Origin of the sequence: Bradyrhizobium sp. CCBAU 45384, from assembly GCF_028128665.1 — a bacterium.
Lineage (GTDB): Bacteria > Pseudomonadota > Alphaproteobacteria > Rhizobiales > Xanthobacteraceae > Bradyrhizobium > Bradyrhizobium manausense.
Map to the genome: position 1 here is coordinate 45,254 of NZ_LBIZ01000093.1, position 17,645 is coordinate 62,898.

Here is a 17,645-nt window from a genome sequence, read left to right on the forward strand (position 1 = left end):
TCTCACCAAGCACTGACATCTGCGTGACCGCCGGTTGCGGTCGTCCCGGCGAAGGAGGTTGTGGCGCTGACTTCCCCATAACCCGCCCCCGAACCACATTGCTGCTCACCGCGACCAACCCAGGCCTCAACGACGAGGCGGGAATTCGGACGGGAGACGGCCTGTGGTGTTTGCCATGCCTTCGCGTGCCTACGACCTGCAGATGCAGGACCGTCCCAGTGAGCGTGCGCGCGACCATGGCTGGGTGTTCGGCCTGCCGCCGGGCATTGCGAGCGAGCAATGGCCGCTCGATCCCGTCACCGGCTATCCGCTGATGCACGGCTTTACGCTCCTGCTGCCGGAGGATTACCGCGTGCACGGCGCTGACATCGTTGCGGTGTCGTTCTTTGCGACCGCGCCTGATCACAATGACGGCGGTGCGCCCGATGATCCTGAAATCCGCGAGGCGGTGGCGGCGCGCCCCGCGCATCCGCGCCTGTCGCGCTTGACCGACATTCTCGATTACGAATATGCCGCGATCCTTCTGACCAGGTGCGAATATGACGGCGCCTTCGCAACGCCGCCGGCGCCGCTTGCACTTGCGACCGCGGAGCGGCCGCGCTGGCTCGATGTCGGCGGCGCCAGCGCCTTCCACGAATCCGCAGCCCCTTACGCCAGGAAGCTGCTGCCGACGACGCCGCGCACCGAGCTCGCCGAGAACCGTGCCATCGTGCTGACGCCCCGCGCGGAGGATCCCAATGCCGGCAAGGGCCCGCAGGATACGCATGTGAAGCGAGGGTCTCCGACCGGGTATCAGCCCTATTATTACTATGTCGATGGTGTCGTGAGCCGCGATAATTTCCGCCTGCACGATTGGAGCAAGGATCACGCGCCGAACCATCTCGGCGGCACCATGCGGCCGTGCCAGGCGGTGCCGGAGATGAGCCCGTTCTACATCGAGTTCGAGGAATATTTCGGCGGCTACAATTTCGGCGGCGGCAACGCGCAGCTCGACTTCAGGGATATGAAGTTCGACTGGGCGTGCGGGTGAGTTTACGACCGCCCTGTTCCACCACCGAGAAACGGATTGACGATGATGAGCCCACCGATGCTGCGGCCATGTTGCAGGTCTTCACTGTAAAGCGTGTTACAGCCAGCCTCGATCGCCGCGGCGATGATCAGGGCATCGTAGAAGGCAAGTGTGTGATCGCGAGCGAGTTCAATCGCGGCAGCGTGCGTGTCTGACGTCAGCGGCACGACGTCAGGGAAGCGGAAGCGGAGGGACTGCACCGCGGCTTCGATGACCGGCCACTCTTGCTTCTGCTTCTTGCGCAACACATTGGTGAATTCGTTCAGCACTTGCGCGCTGATCGCGCCGCCGCCAGCGATCGTGGTGAGCGCCCGCTGACGCCTCGCATCGCTCGAATAGGCGTATATCAAGATGTTGCTGTCAAAGAACGCGCTCACCGCTCATTCGCCTCGTCGCGGTCGAACTTGTAGCCTTCGGGCAGAGGAAAACGAAACTGCTCCACCTGCCTGAGAAACTCCGCTCGCTTGTCGATCTTCTCAACTGCGATTTGGCCCTTCGAGGCCTCCACCACATTGAGTTCGTCGCCTGGAGATAGCTTAAGTGCTTCAACGAGAGCCTTGGGCAGCCGGACCGCCAAGCTATTCCCCCATTTGGAAACCAGCATGGAACCTCCATGATATACAAAAGCCTCTGTATATCATACGAGAGTTACCCTTGCGCTTCAAGAGGTTACGGTCGGGACAAGTAACGAATCACATCGCCCGCTTCGGGCCCATCGCCTCAAACGCCGCCTTCTGCTCGTCGCTGAGATCCGCTTCGAAGTCGTCGAGCGCATCAGTGACGCCACCCACGGCCTGCTGCATCGTCTGCAGCCGCGTCTTCACGGCGGCGAGGCGGGCTTGCGGGGTTGCTTCCGGCTTCATCGGGCAAGAGCTCAGCGTCTGCATGGTGCGCAGCGTGGTGTCCTGGAGCACGTCGAGACGGGCGCTGCCGGTGTCGTCGAGCCTCAAGGTGGACACGATGTCCGAGGCGGGCCATTGCTGTCGCACGAGCTGCTGATACTGGCGCTGGGCCTGCACGTCATAACGGGGATCATAGTTGGGATCGCAGGCCTTGGCCTCCTGCGCTGCTTGGGCCGCCTGCGCATCCTTGTGCTGAGCCGAGGCCAGCGCGGCGCGGCGTTCGTTCGCAAGGGATTCGAGCTTTGCTTTCTGGCCGCCATCGAGGAGGCCAACGAACTTATTCAGCGGCGCTGCCAGCGCGTCCGTGGCCTTGATCATCGCATCCAGCCGCGCCTGCATCACGCCGAGGCGTTCCGCCGCGGTCATCGGCGCTTGCGCCGGGCACGCAGCGCGGATGGTATCGCGCGCTGCAGTCCAGGCGGCTGCGAGCTCATCGAGCGCGGTGCGCTGCATCTCGTTCGGCTGCACGACAGCAGCGATGCGGTCGACGGGCAAGCCGCCGGTGTCGCTGCTGTCGCAGACCATCTCCGCCGATGGGACTCGTCGCCCGCGGCGACCTTGCGGCGCGGTGTAGGCGGCGAGCTCCGGCGCCGCATAGGGGGCGAAGATCGCGGCATAGATATCGCCATAGCCATAGAGCGACAGGCTGGTCGTATCGCCGAAGATGATGGCCGTGGTGAGATCGTCATGCGCGAACGGCCAGAACACCGGGCCGATCCAGCCATAGCTGCCATCAGGATGACGCCACCAGCCCTGCGGCCGGCGGCCGCCGTGCCAGCCCGACAGCGCGGCCTGCGCCGTGAGCGCGGCGCGCAAGACGTAAGGATTGGTGGGCTGGCCGCGCTCGGCTCCGTTTGGATTCTGCGGGCTCATGGCCGCGGAGCGATAGCGGCTGCCGCGCGCCGCCATGCGGGCGTGGCGCAATCGCGACAGGCCGATGACATGGCCGACGGCGAAGCGGGCAATGCCGAGGGGACCGCCGCGCAATCCGAACTGTGCTTCGGCGCTATCGGGCAGCAGCACTGTCACAATCGCAAGGACCGCGCCGGCCAGCGCCAGTCGCAAGCGTGATCTCGACATCAGCGCTGAGCTGACCACCGCGTTGTCCTCCCACACACGCATCGCGTCGTAGGAGAAGACGCGCTGGGGAACCAAATGTTCCGCGGCGAGACGGGCGATGATGGTGCGTGATTGTAACGATCGAAGCGCCGCCGACCAGGACCCCGTCATTCCGGGGCGCGCCCCTTGGCGCGAGCCCGGAATCCATTGGGCGGCGACAACAGTGGCACGATAGATTCCGGGCTCGTCGCTCCGCGACGCCCCGGAATGACGGCCGGTCACTGCGTCTTTTGCGGCACCGTGACGGTCTGGCCGGGATAGATCAGATTCGGATTGTGGATCTTTTCGCGGTTGGCATTGAAGATCACCGCGTAGCGGGCGCCGTCGCCATAAGCGAGACGGCTCAGGGCCCAGAGGCTGTCGCCCTTGGAAATCACCCTTGTGCCGCTGGTCTCTGCCGGTGTGGTGTTAAGCACCTCCGCGGGCGAGGCCGCTGCAACCGTCGCACCTGCCGCCGGCACGCGCGCCATGGACTTCGGTTTGGCCGTGCCCATCATCCGCGGCCGCGCCGAGGACCGGTCCGGGGTCGAAGCCAGATGCGGCGCCGGGAGCGAGGCGACGACGTCCGACTTGTCGACGGGTTTTGCTTCTTGAGATTTTGCGTCTTGCGGCTTTGCCTCGGGCTTCGCGGCCACAGCGACACGCGCCGGCGGCGGCGCGGCTTCGGCAATCGTGACCGGCATGGTGCGGCTGGATTGCATGACGGTGCCGTCGGGTGCCTTGGCACGCAGCGTCAGCTCGTAGCTGCCGGCGGGAAGTTTTGGCGGGGTCATCACGAACTGGCCCGACGCATCGGCCACCACACTGTCGAGCGGCTGGCCGTCACGCAGCAGCTCTACCCTGGCGCCCGGCGCCGCCTGGCCCGCGATCACGGCGGCCTCGCCCTGAGCATCGACGCGGGCGACGTCGAAACGGGGAGCGGTGTCCGCAGCTGAAGGCTGCGGCTTGGCCGGTGCGAGGTCAGCGAGCGCGGCGACCTGCTTCTGGGTCTCGGCCAGCGCGCCCGCCTTCGGCGCATCGGCCGGTACAGGCGAGGCGGACTGCGCGGGTGCAACCGCGGCCAGCTTCGGTTCGTCCGTCTTCGGTTCTGTCTTCGGTTCTATCTTGGCCTCAACCTTGGTTTCGGCCTTGGTTTCGGCCTTGGCCTCGACCTTGGGCTGGATTTTGCCCTCAGCCTTCGCTTCGGGCTTCGCGACCCCTGCCATTTCGGTGTTCGCGCCGCCCGGCAGCATGTGGCGCAGCTCGGTCGGGCCGATCACCAGCACGGTGCCGACCACAGCAAGCAGACAGAATGCGATGAAGGCCTTGGTTGCGGTGATCATCAGTCCTCAAGCCTTGATCAAAAATCCCTGGGTCGCAAATCAGCCTCGGCAAATTGCGCCGTTTTGGCTGCGGCAGCAAGACGTTCGAAGGGATGAACCGAGCCGGCCCTCTCGGCGTCAAACCAGCGAGGCCGTCAACCTATTCTGGCGGCCATTTTTTAGGAATTTCGTCATGATCGCATTTTGCCGCGCCGCGCCATGGCTGGCGCTTGCCCTGACACTCGCCGCCACCCCGGCGCTTGCCGCCTCCGGCCCGCCGCCGGGATTTGTCCTCAGCGACGATGCCGACCTCGCCTTCACCTCGCCCGACGGCGCCACCAAGCTCGAACAATACGTGAAGGACGCCGGCGATTGGGAGGTCAAATGGCAGGTCTGGGCCCGTCGCGGCGATCAGATGACCGAGCTGAAGCCAGAGCAGGGTTATGGGGCCGGCTTCCGCTTCACCGCGGACTCGCAATGGCTGGTACGGATGCAGAAGACCGGTTCGGGCGAGCAGGATCTGTTTCTCTATCATGCCGAGAACGGCACCTTTGTCAGCGCGACCAGGAAATCGCTGAGCGATCTCGCCTGGGCCTATTTCTACGGCCGTCCCGAGACAAAGCACTTCGCCAAGCTCGACTTCCACATCTCGGCCAACCTGCTGAAGGGCACGGAAGAGGCCTATCGCTGGCTCGGCGTGGATTGGCCCAACAACCGCTATCTCGTGATCAGCCTCGCCGGCCAATACGACAAGCATCCGAAAAACACCATCATGAAGGGGCTGGGCGGCTGGCAATGCCGCTACGATCTGAAGACCGGGACATTCGACCTGCCTGAGATCTTCGCCAAGGAGAATGCGGAAGCGCTGAAATGGGAAGTGAAGCGAGAGTGACGGCAGCTTCTTAGCTTTGTAGGGTGGGCAAAGGCGCATCAGCGCCGTGCCTACCATCTGTCTCGATCGCGAATATGGCGTGGGCACGCTGACGCTTTGCCCACCCTACAGGACCGCGTCTAACGGCGCCGCGCTCAAGCCTCTGATCTTGTTCCGATTCATAGTTCCCTAACCCTCAATGGTAACCGGGTCTTGTCGGTTTTGCTGCATCCTGCATCCCAAGGGAGAGCTGGGATGGGCGCATCAATCCGATGGACCGCGCGACTGCGCGTGCTGCTTCGCCAATGGCGCGGCGCGCCGCTGGCGTGGCTGATCGTCGGCGGCTTCGTGCTGATGGCCGCGACCGCTGTCGGCACCGCGCTCACCGTCGACCGCTTCCGCCAGAACGCCATCGAGAGCGGTCGCGACAGCCTGGAAAGCTCCGTCCGCCTGCTGGCGCGCCATTTCGACCGCGAGTTCGAGGATTTCGCGGTGCTCCAGAAGAGCATCATCGCGGAACTCGAGAGCCACGGCATCGAATCCGCCGATGTCTTCCGCAGCGAGATGGGCACGCTCGCCGTGCACGAGGTGCTGCGCACCAAGGCCAGCGGCTGGTCCGACATTGCCGGCGCCAATGTGTTCGATGCGCGCGGCGTATTGATCAACTCGACGAAGCGCTGGCCCGTCGCCGACATCTCGGTGTCGGATCGCGACTATTTCATCAGGCTCAGGAATGATCCTGCAGCGCAGGAAGAGGTCGAGGTCGTACCCGGCCGGTTCGGCACTGGTCCGGCGATCGTGATGGCGCGGCGCGTGTCGGGTCCGCATGGTGATTTCCTCGGCATCGTCACGCGCGCGATCGCGCCGGAGCAGATCGAATCCTTCTTCGCCTCGACCGGGCTCGGCGAGGATTCCTCGGTCGCGATGTACCACCAGAGCGGCCAGCTGCTCGCGCGCATTCCGCATGTCGACGCGATGATCGGGCAGAACTATCGCATCGGCTCGGCGGAGCAGAAGGCCGTGTTCCAGCACACCTCCATCACGACCAGGCTCACCAGCCCGATCGACGGCAAGGACCGCATCGTCGCCTCGCGCCTCCTGAGCGGCGAGCCGCTCGTGATCATCGCAACCAGGTCGCTGGACGCAACGCTCGCCACCTGGCGCACCCAAACCAAGTTCTTCGTCACCGTGGCCGTGCTGTCGATCGGCCTGCTCGTGCTCACCCTGTTCCTGATCTTCCGCCAGGTGACCAACCGCCTCTCGCTGGAGAAGCAGCGGCTCGACACCGCCATGAACACGATGACGCAGGGGCTCCTGATGTTCGACCAGGACGAACGGCTCATCGTCTGCAACCGCCGCTACATCGACATGTACCGCCTCTCGACCAATGCGGTGAAGCCCGGGGTCCATTTCCGCGACGTGATCCAGCATCGCGCCGACACCGGCTCGTTCGAGGGCGACGTTGACGAATATTGTGACAGGATCCTGAGCCAGGTCGGGCTGACGCAGAGCAGCATCGTCGAGACCTCCGATGGCCGCCTGATCGAAGTCAAGAACCATCCCGGCGCGGCCGGCGGCTGGCTCGCCACTCATGACGACGTCACCGAGCGCGTCCGGGCCGACGAGCGCATCGCCCATATGGCGCATTACGATGCGCTGACCGACCTGCCCAACCGCGTGCTGATGCGCGGCCATCTGGAGCGCCGCGTCGCGGAGCTGGCCCAAGGCAAGCCGTTTGCGATCCTCTATATCGACGTCGACGAGTTCAAGGGCGTCAACGATTCGCTGGGACACGAGGTCGGCGACGAATTGCTGCGCCAGGTCGCAAGCCGCCTGCGCGCCTGCGTCAGCGGCAACGATCTGGTGGCGCGGTTAGGGGGCGACGAGTTCGCGATCGTCAAGGCCGGCACCTCCGACCAGGCCGGGCTGAGCACGCTGGCCGAACAGATCCTGACATCGCTGCGCATGCCGGTCGATTGCAAGGGCCAGGAGATCACGACCGATGCCAGCATCGGCATCGCGATCGCGCCCGACCATGGCGACATCATCGACGAGCTGCTCAAACGCGCCGATCTCGCAATGTATGCGGCGAAGTCGGAAGGGCGCGGCACCTTCCGCATCTTCGTTCCCGAATACGATGCCAAGGCGCGCCAGCGCCGCCAGCTCGAGCTCGATTTGCGCCAGGCGCTGGCCCGCGGCGAGTTCGAGGTGCATTACCAGCCGCTGGTCGATCTCTCCGCCAATGTCGTCACCGGCTGCGAAGCACTGCTGCGCTGGCGTCATCCGGAGCGCGGCATGGTCTCGCCCGCAGATTTCATTCCAGTCGCTGAGGACACCGGCCTGATCGGCGAGATCGGCGAATGGGTCTTGAAGCAGGCCTGCCTTGAGGCCGCATCATGGCCCGGCGACATCCACATTGCGGTCAACGTCTCCCCGGTCCAGTTCCGCTCCAAGACACTGGCGCTGAAGGTTGCGGCTGCGCTCGCCGAGTCGGGTCTGGCGCCGGAACGGCTCGAGCTGGAAATCACCGAGACTGTGCTGATCCGCGACGACGAGGAGGCGCTGACCGTCCTGCAGCAGCTGCGCGAGCTCGGCGTGCGCATCGCGCTCGACGATTTCGGCACCGGCTATTCGTCGCTGAGCTATCTGCACCGCTTCCCCTTCGACAAGATCAAGATCGACCGCAGCTTCATCAGCGATATCGGCGAACCAGAAGATTCCTCCCCGATCGTGCAGGCCGTGGTGCACATGGCCGCCGCCCGCCACATGGCGACGACGGCCGAGGGCGTCGAGACCGAAGCCCAGCGCGAGGTGCTGCGGCAGCTCGGCTGCAGCCAGATGCAGGGCTGGCTGTTCAGCCCGGCGATCCCGGCGGCGAAGCTGAAGCAATTGCTGTCGAAGCAGGCGGCCGCGGCTTGAGCCTGTTGCCCCGCCTGCGGTTTTCGGACCATCGCCGCCCCCGTTCCGAAAATAGGATCAAACCTCGCACATTGCCGTTATCGCGCTGCTGAGGCGACCGGGAACTCCGGCCGATCGGGAATTAGTCAACATTGCATCACGCGCATCGCAGGCGGCTTGTCGTCTGCGAACGGGCGCGCGTGCACATCGAGCGAGGCGATATGGCGATCGTGACTTTCAGGATGATTCCTCTCATAGCAGCCGCAGCCATGGTCGGCCTCGCCGCGCAGGCGCGCGACGACGGTCGCTTTGCGAACTCCCCCCTCAAGGGCTGGTTCGAGAGCCTGCACAGCAAGGGCGGCGGTCCCTGCTGCGCCGATGCCGACGGCACGGCGCTCGACGACGTCGATTGGGAGACGCGAGGTGGACACTATCGCGTGAGGATTCTCGGCGACTGGATCGAGGTGCCCGATGACACCGTGATCACCGAGCCGAACCGCGTCGGGCGCACCATGGTCTGGCCTTATTACGTCGGCGGTCGCACCTTGATCCGTTGCTTCATGCCCGGCAGCATGACGTGAGGTTTTCAGCTCATAGGGTGGGTTAGAGCTCCGCCGCAGCCATATCCTCCGTCGTCATTCCGGGGCGCGCCGCGAGGCGCGAGCCCGGAATCCATTCATCCACGGGCGCTGCGGCTCGACGGATTCCGGGTTCGACGCTGCGCATCGCCCCGGAATGACAGCTTTCGGTTGGGCAAAGCGCGCCGCTCTGCGAGCGCCGGGATGCTTTGCCCGCCCTACAGGCTGCCCGCGACTGCTTCACCGCACCTTGTATTCGCGCGGCGCTTCCATATCTCATCGGCATGATGAAGCTCACACGCGTTCAGGACCACGCCATTCAGGCGCTGATGGCCGGCATTGTCGGCGCCGAGGCGTTCGACCACGTCTTCGCGGGCATCCGCTTCGACGAAATCGAGGGCACGATGCTCTACGCTTTCGCCAGGAACGAGGACGTCGCCTCCGACATCGAGGACAGCTACTCGCCGCTCATCGCCGCCGTGGCCTCGCGCGTGCTGAACAAGCAGGTCGACGTCGTCGTCGTGATGCCCAAGGTCTTGCAATAGAGGTCTTGCAATAGAGGTTTTGCAATAGCGTCTTGACGCAGCCCCCGCCTGCATCGGCCGGGGCGTGACCTCGCGATATTTCCACGCTACCCTCTTGTCTCAAGAGCAAGAGGAAACGCCAATCGTGTACGACTACATTATCGTGGGCGGCGGCTCGGCGGGGTCCGTGCTGGCCCACCGGCTCTCCGCTGGGAGTGCCAACAAGGTCCTGCTGTGCGAAGCCGGACAGGACACGCCACCCGGCAACGAGCCGGCCGAGATCAGGGACAGCTATCCGGGCACCGCCTATTTCGACCCGCGCTTTCACTGGACCGAGCTCAAGGTCACGACCCAGGTCGTTAGCCACAACAATCCGCACGAAGCGCGTCCGCCCATGCGCAAATACGAGCAGGCGCGCGTGCTCGGGGGCGGCTCGTCGATCAACGGCCAGATGGCCAATCGCGGCGCACCGACCGACTACGACGAATGGCAGAGGCGTGGCGCGGAGGGCTGGGCATGGGCCGACGTGCTGCCCTTCTTCAAGAAGGTGGAGCGCGACCTCGATTTCGACGGGCCGTATCACGGCAAGAACGGCCGGATTCCCGTGCGCCGCATTCCCCGGGAGCACTGGACCAAGCATTCGCAAGCGGTCGCCGATGCTTTCGATCAAGCCGGCCATCCCTATGTGGCAGACCAGAACGGCGAGTTCGTCGACGGCTATTTCCCGGTGACGCATTCCAACGAGGCCGAGCAGCGCGTCTCGGCGGCGATGGGCTATCTCGACCGCGACACTCGCAAGCGCGCCAATCTCACGATCTCCACCAACACCGAGGTGAGGGAGCTGCTGTTCGAGGGCACGGCCTGCGTCGGCGTGAAAGCCATGATCGATGGCCGCGAGCAGGAGTTCCGGGGTCGCGAGATCATTCTGTCCGCGGGCGCGATCCATTCGCCCGCGCATCTGTTGCGCGCGGGCATCGGCCCGGTCGGCCACCTCAAGGACATGGGCATTCCGGTGCGGATGGGGCTCGCCGGCGTCGGCCAGCGCCTGATGGACCATCCCTCGATCTCGCTGTCGTCCTTCGTTCGCCGCGGCGCGCGCATGAACGAGCACACCAGGCGGCAGGTGCAGCTCGGCCTGCGCTATTCGTCGGGGCTTCCGGGCGTGCCGAAGGGCGACATGTTCGTCATCGTGCTCTCCAAATCGGCCTGGCACGCGGTCGGCGAGCAGATCGGCTCGCTGCTCACCTTCGTCAACAAGACCTATTCGGAGACGGGGCAGGTCAAGCTCGCCTCGCGCGATCCCACGGTCGAGCCGATCGTCGAGTTCAATCTCCTGTCGGACCGGCGCGACCTCGACCGCCTGATGAGCGGCTTCCGCAAGATGGCGGCCATTCAGATGAGCGATATCGTCAGGCAGGTGACGGACAAGCCGTTTCCGGCCGCTTACACCGACAGGGTCCGCAAGATCGGCGTGGTCAACACCAAGAACAAGATCCTGACCAGGATCGCCGCGGCCCTGATGGATGGGCCGGCGGCGCTGCGTCACTATCTGATCGACAATTTCGTGGTCGAGGGCTTCACCTTCGATGACGTGATCAACAATGACGAGGCGCTGGAAGCTTTCGTGCGCAAGGCCACCATCGGCGTGTGGCACGCCTCCTGCTCGTGCCGCATGGGCCGGGCCGACGATCCAATGGCGGTGGTGGACACGCAAGGCCGCGTCAAGGGCATCCAGGGCCTGCGCGTCGTCGACGCCTCGATCTTCCCGGTGGTGCCGTGCGCCAACACCAATTTTCCGGTGCTGATGTCGGCGGAGAAGATCGCGGCGGCGATGATGCAGTGATACGCAGCGGGGACAGTGGCGCGAATTACTGGACCTCGGCGACCTTCGGTCCAGGTGACGGCGCGACTGCCGGCAGCACGATCACTTTGGCTCCGACTTTCACCCGCTCATAGAGGTCCACGACGTCGTCGTTGGTCAACCGGATACAGCCGGACGAGACCCGCTTGCCGATCGTATCGGGCTTGTTGGTGCCGTGGATTCTGAATTCGGTCTCGCCGAGATACATCGCCCGAGCGCCGAGCGGGTTGCCGGGACCGCCTGCCATGAACCGCGGCAGATAAGGCTGACGCACCAGCATCTCTGCAGGCGGACGCCAGTCCGGCCATTCCGTCTTCCGGGCCACCGTCTGTTCACCGGACCAGGTGAAACCTTCGCGGCCAACACCGATGCCGTAGCGCAGGGCCTGGGTGTCGTTCAGGACGAAATAGAGGAATGTGTTCTTGGTATCGACGATCACGGTGCCCGGCGTCTGGTGGCTGGCGTAGTCGACCACCTGCCGGACGAGTGCACCGGGACCGTCAGCGGCTTTTGGTGGTTCGACCAGAGGCGCCGGGGTCGGAATCGGAGCTGGGGCGGGAGCCGGCGCCGGCGCTGATGCATGAGCTGGAGCTGCCACGTAGACGGGCGTCGACGACGCGAGAGCCTGGTGCGCGGCCGGCTTCCGTATCGGCTGAACGTTCTCCGGGCCGGACAGCAAGCCATAGCCCAATGCGGCGAGAGCTACGGCGCCGATTGCGACTCGCGCGGCCATGGGGAGTGCGATCGTCTCCGCTTTTCCACGCTTGGCCCGTTTACCCATGACTCTCCCCGGATCACGCTACCAGGGGAGAGGTACCCAGCAAAATTTAACAAACTTCAAAGCGATTTCGCCTCGGACTGGAACCGTTAACGGCTGATAACGACGAACCTACGCCGCCCGGAGATCGCCGACAAAGCGGTCGACGTCGCGCTTGAGATCGTCAGACAGGCGCGCCAGCATCTTGGCGGAATCGAGCACCTCGCCGGCGGCGGCACCGGTCTGCCCGGCCGCCTGCGACACGCCCGAGATATGCCGCGAGACTTCGTTGGTGCCTTGCGAGGCCTGCTGCACGTTGCGCGCGATCTCGCGCGTCGCGGCGCCCTGCTCCTCGACTGCCGCCGCGATCGCGGCTGCGATCTCGTTGACGCGCTGGATGGTGGTGCCGATCGACTGGATCGCGGTCACCGACAATTTGGTGGCGCCCTGGATCGCGGCGACCTGGCCGGTGATCTCTTCCGTCGCCTTCGCGGTCTGCGTGGCCAGGTTCTTCACTTCGGACGCGACCACCGCGAAGCCGCGGCCGGCCTCGCCGGCGCGCGCGGCCTCGATGGTGGCGTTGAGCGCGAGCAAATTGGTCTGCTCGGCAATGCCCGTGATCAGCGCGACGACATCGCCGATGCGCTGGGCGGCGTCGGCCAGCGCCTGCACCTCGGTGTTGGTGCGCTCGGCTTCGCTGGCGGCGGCGCCCGCGATGCTGGAGGATTCGGCGACCTGGCGGCTGATCTCGCTGATCGAAGCCGACAGCTCTTCCGTCGCCGCCGCCACCGTCTGCACGTTGGAGGAGGCATCGCCCGACAGGCTCGCGACGGAGGCGGCCTGGGACGAGCCCTGCTCGGCGGTCGAGGACATCGACTGCGCCGTGGCATTCAGCTCGCCCGAGGCCGAGGCCAGCGTGTGCAGCGATTCCGTGACAGTCTTTTCGAACTGCTCGATCAGCCGGTCGATCGCGAGCTGGCGCCGCTCCTTCTTGGCCTGCTCGGCCGCCTTTTCCTCGCCGAGGCGGTCGCCCGTGATCATGTTCTCCCTGAACACCGACACGGCACGCGACATTTCGCCGATCTCGTCGCCGCGCTCGATGCCTGCGAGCTCGATCTCATAGTCGCGCTCGGCGAGCTTTTGCATCGCCTGCGTCAGCTTGCGGATCGCGTCGAGACGCGGCTCCGAACCAGGATGAAGCCGAACACCGTGATGGCGAGCGCCACCAGCATCATGGCGCCGTTGAAGGCGAGGCTCCATATCGCGGCCGTCTTCTGCTGCCCGGCGCGGGCGACCATTTCGGCAAGCGCCGCCTGGCCGGCCTCGACATAGAAATTGAGGATGGCGGTGTTGAGCTTGGCAAGCTCGACGCCCTTGATGTCGATGGTCTGGTTGTTGCTCAGCGCCTTGATGAGACCCTGCTGGCGCTCGACCATGGCAACGGCATCGCCAGCCTTCGAACGCGCAATGACGTCCGTGAGGCTCGCCGGGGCGTCAGCGCGGCTGGCCGCATCCTGCACCTGGCTCCAGGCCTGCTTGGCACGGCCGCCGTCCTCGGCCGCCCCGACGATGTCTTGGGCGGTCCAGGGCTTTGCGGCGGCACCCGCGGCCTCGAGACGGATCGCGATGAGGCCGCCGAAATTGCGTGCGGCCCAGGCCGACTGCTTGACGCCCAGCAAATGATCGACGACGGGGTCGGTGAGCTTGAGCGCGTTCTCGAGATCGACGGTCAGCGCGAGGATGGCATCGAGATAGTCCGCCGCCGTTTTCCGGAACTCGTCGGCCAGCTTGGTGTCGCGCGCCGCCTTCGGCTGATGGATCAGGCCTTCGGCCTTGGTCCGCAGCGGCATCAAGGCATCATGGAGCGCAACGAGCTTGCCCAGGAGGCCGGCAAGGCGGGAATCGGACACGCCGTCGAGGCGTTCGAGCACGCTCTTGTAGGCCGCTTCCGACGTCTGCCGGTTGGCCGCGATTCGGTCATCGGCAGCGGAATTGGCCGGCTCTTCGGCAACCAGCGCCGACAGGAAGGTGCCGCGCTCGATCCGGAAGCCGAGCAGAGCCGTGAAGAGCTGCTGGTCAGTGCCGGCATAGCGCTCGACCTTTTGCGCGGCGCTGTTGCGCTCGACCGCACCGAACAGCCCGCTTGCGAGCTGCCCGACCAGGAACAGGCCGAGGACACCGATGATGGCGCCGAGAACAGAACGAATCGAAGGATTGCCGAACAATGCCATAGGGAGCGCCGGGCCTCTGAATCAGAAAATGATGCAGAAAAATACCGCGCGGCCTCTAAGATTTGGTTCACCAGCTTACCCACGCGCGAGACGCGTTGAATGGCACCCGCGCGGATGGATGTTTCAGACGTTATTCAGGCTTTCGCCTGGAATGTCACTGTCGTCCGGCCCGGATCTCGGCGAACTCGGCGTCCGGGTGGGTCACGATCGTGGTGAACATGATACCGCTGATGATCAGCGACCAAGCGGTGTCCCAATAGATCCAAAACACTTCCAGCCTCCGTTTTACCAGCCTCCGTTGTGTCCTCGGCCTGCAGGACCGGGGTAACGGCGCGAAGGGGCTGCCGTTCCCTGACGATCGCGTGGCCGGGGCCTGCGACTTGAGCAATAGCAGGCAAAGCTTAGCGCTTTGATGTGTTGGTCGGCGAGACCTTACGACCGGTTTGGTCGGCTTGACCGGTGTGGCGCTTTGCCACGACATCTTCATCGCGAGCGCCTTCGCGCGGGCGCGGCGGCGGCTTCGGCTGGCCGGCCTGGCCGCCGTGCTTGCCGCCCATGTCGGGCTTGCCTTCGAGGTCGTTTTCGCGGGGCATGCCGGGTCAATGCACAGCGCCGGCAATGGTTCGCGCACTATTTGCGCTGTGAACGAGTTCACAGCCGCATCGCTTTTTGCGGTGCAGAATGGCCAGAGCGCACCGATGTCTCGACCGACGGATTTGGCCTGATGCGGAAGCAACTCGTCGCCTGGACCATCCTCACCTCCACCATAGTGGCGGTCGCCGTGTGGACCGTGCTCGGACCGCCCGACCATGCGGCCGCCCCGCATCTGCACTCGCACGACCTGACGGCGGCGGTGCGCTAGCGGCGAGCCAATGAAACGATGCAATTTCGGCATCGATCGATCCCATCTGGATTTTGGTGCAAGGGAATGCCAGCCGCTATCCTCTGCCGCAAAACGATAACGCCACATCGGCAGGAGGACGCCCTTGATCGGACCGGGACGCCAAGTCACATCGAAATTGCCGCGCGCTGCGATCGCGACCACCCTTTTCACCGCTCTTGCCCTCGTCTTGGGAGCCCGTGCCGGCATGGCCGAAACCTTCGCCTATGTCGGCAATGCCGACAGCAACGACATCAGCGTGTTCAAGCTCGCCGACAACGGCGAGATGACGCTGGTAGAGACCGCCGCCTTCACCGGCATCGAAAAGCCCGGCGCCTCGACGCCGCTCGCGATCACGCCTGACCACCGCGTGCTGATCGCCGGCGTCCGTTCGCAGCCTTTCCAGGCGGTGAGCTTTGCGATCGACCCGAAGACCGGCCTCCTCAACCATATCGGCAACGGGCCGCTCGCCGACAGCATGGCCAACATCGCGACCGACCGCGGCGGCAAGGTGCTGTTCAGCGCCTCCTATGGCGGCAACAAGGTCGCGTTGAATCCGCTTCCTGCGAACGGCGTCGTCGCCGAGCCGAAGCAAGTGATCCCGACCGGGCTGAACGCACACGCCTTCCTGCCCTCGCCCGACAACCGTTTTGTGTTCGCAACCAATCTCGGTTCGGACCAGGTGCTGCGCTTTGCGTTCGATGCCAGCGCCGGCTCGCTGACGCCGAGCGAGCCTGCTGTCAAGACGCCGGAGAAATCCGGGCCGCGGCACTTCGTGTTCCACCCCGATGGCAAGTTCGTCTATCTCATCCACGAGCTGAACGGCGACGTCGCGGCGTACAGCTATGAGGCAGGGAGCGGGGCCTGGAGCGAGATCCAGCGCACCACCGCGCTGCCGGAAGGCTTCAACGGAAAAGACTCTGGTCAGAAACCTTGGGCCGCCGACATCCACATCACCCCGGACGGTCGCTTCCTCTATGCCTCCGAGCGCACCACCAACACGCTGACCGCCTACAAGGTCGATGCGACATCGGGCAAGCTGACCACCGTCGGCAGCGTGCCGACCGAGAAGCAGCCGCGCGGCTTCAACATCGATCCGACCGGCCGCTATCTCGCCACGGTGGGCGAACTCTCCGACGCCATGACGGTCTACGCCATCGATCAGAGCAGCGGCGCGCTCAGCAAGCTGAAGTCCTATGCCACCGGCAAGAAGCCGAACTGGGTGGAGTTTTTGACGTTGCAGTGAAGCGTGAGGTCCGCGGGCTTGCTCCGCCTCTCCCGCCTGCGGGAGAGCATAGGCCGCCTTCGGCGGCCGTCCTTAAAAGACGCCGAGGCGTAGCCTCGGCTATGCACGCTCGCAGAGCGTGGCGGGTGAGGGTTCTTTCCTCTTGGGGATTGTCCCTTCGTGGTGACACCCTCTCCCCAGCCCTCTCCAGCAAGCGGGAGAGGGGGCGCAGACAGCGAACCTCTTCGCTCTTGCAGCGACCAATTCAACGGGCGGCATTGCGCCGCCTGCGCTGCGGCAATTCTCACCCGGTCAGCCCATGGCCCAGTGCTGCCGCTTCTGCTATCGATGCAAGCCTCCTTGCGGCCAACCGGAATGACCGATGCGTTCATTGCCTGCGCGTTCCCTGTCCCAGACCTTCATTGCCCTTGCCGGCCTGGCGCTGATTTCTGTCCAGCCCGTGCGCGCGGCCGATGACGACGCGCCCAAGGGGCCGGCGGTCACGGTGTTGAAGGCGGCCAAATCCTGTTTCTCCGACATCGTCGAGGCCACCGGCACGATCATCGCGCGCGAGGAGACCTCGGTGCGGCCCGAGCGTCCGGGGCTGAAGGTGACGGAGGTGCTGGCCGAGGCCGGGGACACCACGACGGCCGGCCAGGTGATGGCGCGGCTGGCGCTGCCCGAAGGCGGCACGCTCCAGGTCACCGCGCCCGTGGCCGGCGTGATCGCCACCTCGACCGCACAGATCGGCAACCTCGCCTCGGCCAAGGGCGAGGCGCTGTTCACGATCGTGGCGCGCAGCGAATACGATCTCGTCGGCCTGGTCGCGACCACCGACATGCGCAAGCTCGCGGTCAATCAGCCTGTCACCGTGCGCATTGCCGGCGCCGGCGATATCGACGGCAAGGTGCGCCGCATCGGTCCGACCGTCGAGCCGAACATCCAGCAGGGCATGGTCTATATCGGCATCTCTTCCCCGCAGAAGCGGCTGCTGCTGAATGCGAGCGGCCGCGCGCTGATCAAGACCGGTCAGAGCTGCAATGTCGCGGTACCGCTCACAGCGGTGCAATATTCATCCGCCGGCACCGTGGTGCAGGTGATCCGCCGCAACCGCGTCGAGACCAAGCGCGTCGAGATCGGATTGATGTCGGGCGGCAATATCGAGGTCCGCGACGGCCTCGTCGAAGGCGACATCGTCGTCGCCCGCGCCGGCGCGCTTCTGCGCGAAGGCGATCCGGTGCGGCCGGTGATGGCGAGCGAGGCGGCGAAGTAAGGGCGCGCGTCATCCGTCATTGCGAGCGTAGCGAAGCAATCCAGAATCTCTCCGCGGAAAGATCCTGGATTGCTTCGTCGCAAGAGCTCCTCGCAATGACGGTGGAGAGGCAGACGTGCGTCACACACGCATGTCGTAGGGTGGGCAAAGCGGAGC

At 65.0% G+C, this 17,645-nt stretch carries 17 protein-coding genes; 9 read left to right on the top strand and 8 right to left on the bottom strand.

Translation table 11 applies throughout. The annotated features are described in order from the left end of the window. Positions 1–175: 175 nt before the first annotated feature. Positions 176–1,030 (top strand): hypothetical protein, encoded by an 855-nt coding sequence (locus XH80_RS08370; protein WP_271598186.1) that lies wholly within the window; start codon positions 176–178, stop codon positions 1,028–1,030. A 2-nt stretch (positions 1,031–1,032) separates the two neighbouring features. On the opposite strand, the gene XH80_RS08375 is transcribed toward XH80_RS08370, so the two are convergent. The 4 genes from XH80_RS08375 to XH80_RS08390 all read right to left on the bottom strand — a co-directional run bounded on the left by XH80_RS08375 (position 1,033) and on the right by XH80_RS08390 (position 4,412). Then, positions 1,033–1,446 carry a PIN domain-containing protein gene (locus XH80_RS08375; protein ID WP_271598187.1) on the bottom strand — a complete coding sequence of 138 codons (414 nt, stop codon included), beginning with the start codon at positions 1,444–1,446 and terminating at the stop codon, positions 1,033–1,035. Next, positions 1,443–1,673: an AbrB/MazE/SpoVT family DNA-binding domain-containing protein gene (locus tag XH80_RS08380; protein WP_271598188.1), complete on the bottom strand. Its 231-nt coding sequence runs from the start codon at positions 1,671–1,673 to the stop codon at positions 1,443–1,445. Before XH80_RS08380 ends, XH80_RS08375 begins: the two co-directional genes overlap by 4 nt. Before the next feature lie 88 nt (positions 1,674–1,761). Beyond that, positions 1,762–3,051, bottom strand: coding sequence for a Spy/CpxP family protein refolding chaperone (locus tag XH80_RS08385; protein ID WP_271598215.1), 1,290 nt, complete (start codon positions 3,049–3,051; stop codon positions 1,762–1,764). A gap of 257 nt (positions 3,052–3,308) precedes the next feature. Continuing rightward, positions 3,309–4,412 carry a LysM peptidoglycan-binding domain-containing protein gene (locus XH80_RS08390; protein ID WP_271598189.1) on the bottom strand — a complete coding sequence of 368 codons (1,104 nt, stop codon included), beginning with the start codon at positions 4,410–4,412 and terminating at the stop codon, positions 3,309–3,311. A 172-nt stretch (positions 4,413–4,584) separates the two neighbouring features. Here XH80_RS08390 and XH80_RS08395 point away from each other — a divergent pair, with 172 nt between their 5' ends. The 5 genes from XH80_RS08395 to XH80_RS08415 all read left to right on the top strand — a co-directional run bounded on the left by XH80_RS08395 (position 4,585) and on the right by XH80_RS08415 (position 11,105). Continuing rightward, a complete protein-coding gene (locus tag XH80_RS08395) occupies positions 4,585–5,283 on the top strand; it encodes a hypothetical protein (protein ID WP_271598190.1) in 699 nt (232 codons plus the stop codon). A 234-nt stretch (positions 5,284–5,517) separates the two neighbouring features. Further along, entirely contained in the window at positions 5,518–8,181 is a 2,664-nt protein-coding gene (locus tag XH80_RS08400; RefSeq protein ID WP_271598191.1) for a bifunctional diguanylate cyclase/phosphodiesterase, read from the top strand. 200 nt (positions 8,182–8,381) lie between these two features. Next, entirely contained in the window at positions 8,382–8,741 is a 360-nt protein-coding gene (locus XH80_RS08405) for a hypothetical protein (protein ID WP_271598192.1), read from the top strand. 281 nt (positions 8,742–9,022) lie between these two features. Then, on the top strand, positions 9,023–9,283 hold the full coding sequence (locus tag XH80_RS08410; RefSeq protein WP_057743561.1) for a hypothetical protein: 261 nt from the start codon (positions 9,023–9,025) through the stop codon (positions 9,281–9,283). 124 nt (positions 9,284–9,407) lie between these two features. After that, positions 9,408–11,105, top strand: coding sequence for a GMC family oxidoreductase (locus XH80_RS08415; RefSeq protein ID WP_271598193.1), 1,698 nt, complete (start codon positions 9,408–9,410; stop codon positions 11,103–11,105). 25 nt (positions 11,106–11,130) lie between these two features. Here XH80_RS08415 and XH80_RS08420 read toward each other — a convergent pair whose 3' ends face one another. From XH80_RS08420 to XH80_RS08435, 4 genes are all read right to left on the bottom strand, one after another. Continuing rightward, entirely contained in the window at positions 11,131–11,904 is a 774-nt protein-coding gene (locus XH80_RS08420) for a L,D-transpeptidase (protein ID WP_271598194.1), read from the bottom strand. A gap of 108 nt (positions 11,905–12,012) precedes the next feature. Continuing rightward, positions 12,013–13,026, bottom strand: a complete 1,014-nt coding sequence (locus XH80_RS08425; RefSeq protein WP_271598195.1) for a methyl-accepting chemotaxis protein — start codon at positions 13,024–13,026, stop codon at positions 12,013–12,015. 8 nt (positions 13,027–13,034) lie between these two features. Further along, positions 13,035–14,111, bottom strand: a complete 1,077-nt coding sequence (locus XH80_RS08430) for a hypothetical protein (protein ID WP_271598196.1) — start codon at positions 14,109–14,111, stop codon at positions 13,035–13,037. Positions 14,112–14,512: 401 nt separating this feature from the next. Further along, positions 14,513–14,704, bottom strand: coding sequence for a hypothetical protein (locus XH80_RS08435; protein ID WP_271598197.1), 192 nt, complete (start codon positions 14,702–14,704; stop codon positions 14,513–14,515). Positions 14,705–14,835: 131 nt separating this feature from the next. Between XH80_RS08435 and XH80_RS08440 the strand changes: the two genes are divergently transcribed. The 3 genes from XH80_RS08440 to XH80_RS08450 all read left to right on the top strand — a co-directional run bounded on the left by XH80_RS08440 (position 14,836) and on the right by XH80_RS08450 (position 17,489). Beyond that, on the top strand, positions 14,836–14,973 hold the full coding sequence (locus tag XH80_RS08440) for a hypothetical protein (protein ID WP_271598198.1): 138 nt from the start codon (positions 14,836–14,838) through the stop codon (positions 14,971–14,973). Positions 14,974–15,130: 157 nt separating this feature from the next. Next, positions 15,131–16,237 carry a lactonase family protein gene (locus XH80_RS08445; protein WP_442869130.1) on the top strand — a complete coding sequence of 369 codons (1,107 nt, stop codon included), beginning with the start codon at positions 15,131–15,133 and terminating at the stop codon, positions 16,235–16,237. A 361-nt stretch (positions 16,238–16,598) separates the two neighbouring features. Beyond that, complete coding sequence (locus XH80_RS08450) at positions 16,599–17,489, top strand: efflux RND transporter periplasmic adaptor subunit (RefSeq protein ID WP_271598200.1); 891 nt, start codon at positions 16,599–16,601, stop codon at positions 17,487–17,489. Positions 17,490–17,645 lie beyond the last annotated feature (156 nt).

Coding starts and splice junctions, on each gene's coding strand:
- XH80_RS08385 (WP_271598215.1), bottom strand. CDS start 3,051: ATGTCGAGATCACGCTTGCGACTGGCGCTGGCCGGCGCGGTCCTTGCG.
- XH80_RS08380 (WP_271598188.1), bottom strand. CDS start 1,673: ATGCTGGTTTCCAAATGGGGGAATAGCTTGGCGGTCCGGCTGCCCAAG.
- XH80_RS08390 (WP_271598189.1), bottom strand. CDS start 4,412: ATGATCACCGCAACCAAGGCCTTCATCGCATTCTGTCTGCTTGCTGTG.
- XH80_RS08425 (WP_271598195.1), bottom strand. CDS start 13,026: ATGCAAAAGCTCGCCGAGCGCGACTATGAGATCGAGCTCGCAGGCATC.
- XH80_RS08395 (WP_271598190.1), top strand. CDS start 4,585: ATGATCGCATTTTGCCGCGCCGCGCCATGGCTGGCGCTTGCCCTGACA.
- XH80_RS08400 (WP_271598191.1), top strand. CDS start 5,518: ATGGGCGCATCAATCCGATGGACCGCGCGACTGCGCGTGCTGCTTCGC.
- XH80_RS08420 (WP_271598194.1), bottom strand. CDS start 11,904: ATGGGTAAACGGGCCAAGCGTGGAAAAGCGGAGACGATCGCACTCCCC.
- XH80_RS08440 (WP_271598198.1), top strand. CDS start 14,836: ATGCGGAAGCAACTCGTCGCCTGGACCATCCTCACCTCCACCATAGTG.
- XH80_RS08435 (WP_271598197.1), bottom strand. CDS start 14,704: ATGCCCCGCGAAAACGACCTCGAAGGCAAGCCCGACATGGGCGGCAAG.
- XH80_RS08410 (WP_057743561.1), top strand. CDS start 9,023: ATGATGAAGCTCACACGCGTTCAGGACCACGCCATTCAGGCGCTGATG.
- XH80_RS08405 (WP_271598192.1), top strand. CDS start 8,382: ATGGCGATCGTGACTTTCAGGATGATTCCTCTCATAGCAGCCGCAGCC.
- XH80_RS08430 (WP_271598196.1), bottom strand. CDS start 14,111: ATGGCATTGTTCGGCAATCCTTCGATTCGTTCTGTTCTCGGCGCCATC.
- XH80_RS08370 (WP_271598186.1), top strand. CDS start 176: ATGCCTTCGCGTGCCTACGACCTGCAGATGCAGGACCGTCCCAGTGAG.
- XH80_RS08450 (WP_271598200.1), top strand. CDS start 16,599: ATGCGTTCATTGCCTGCGCGTTCCCTGTCCCAGACCTTCATTGCCCTT.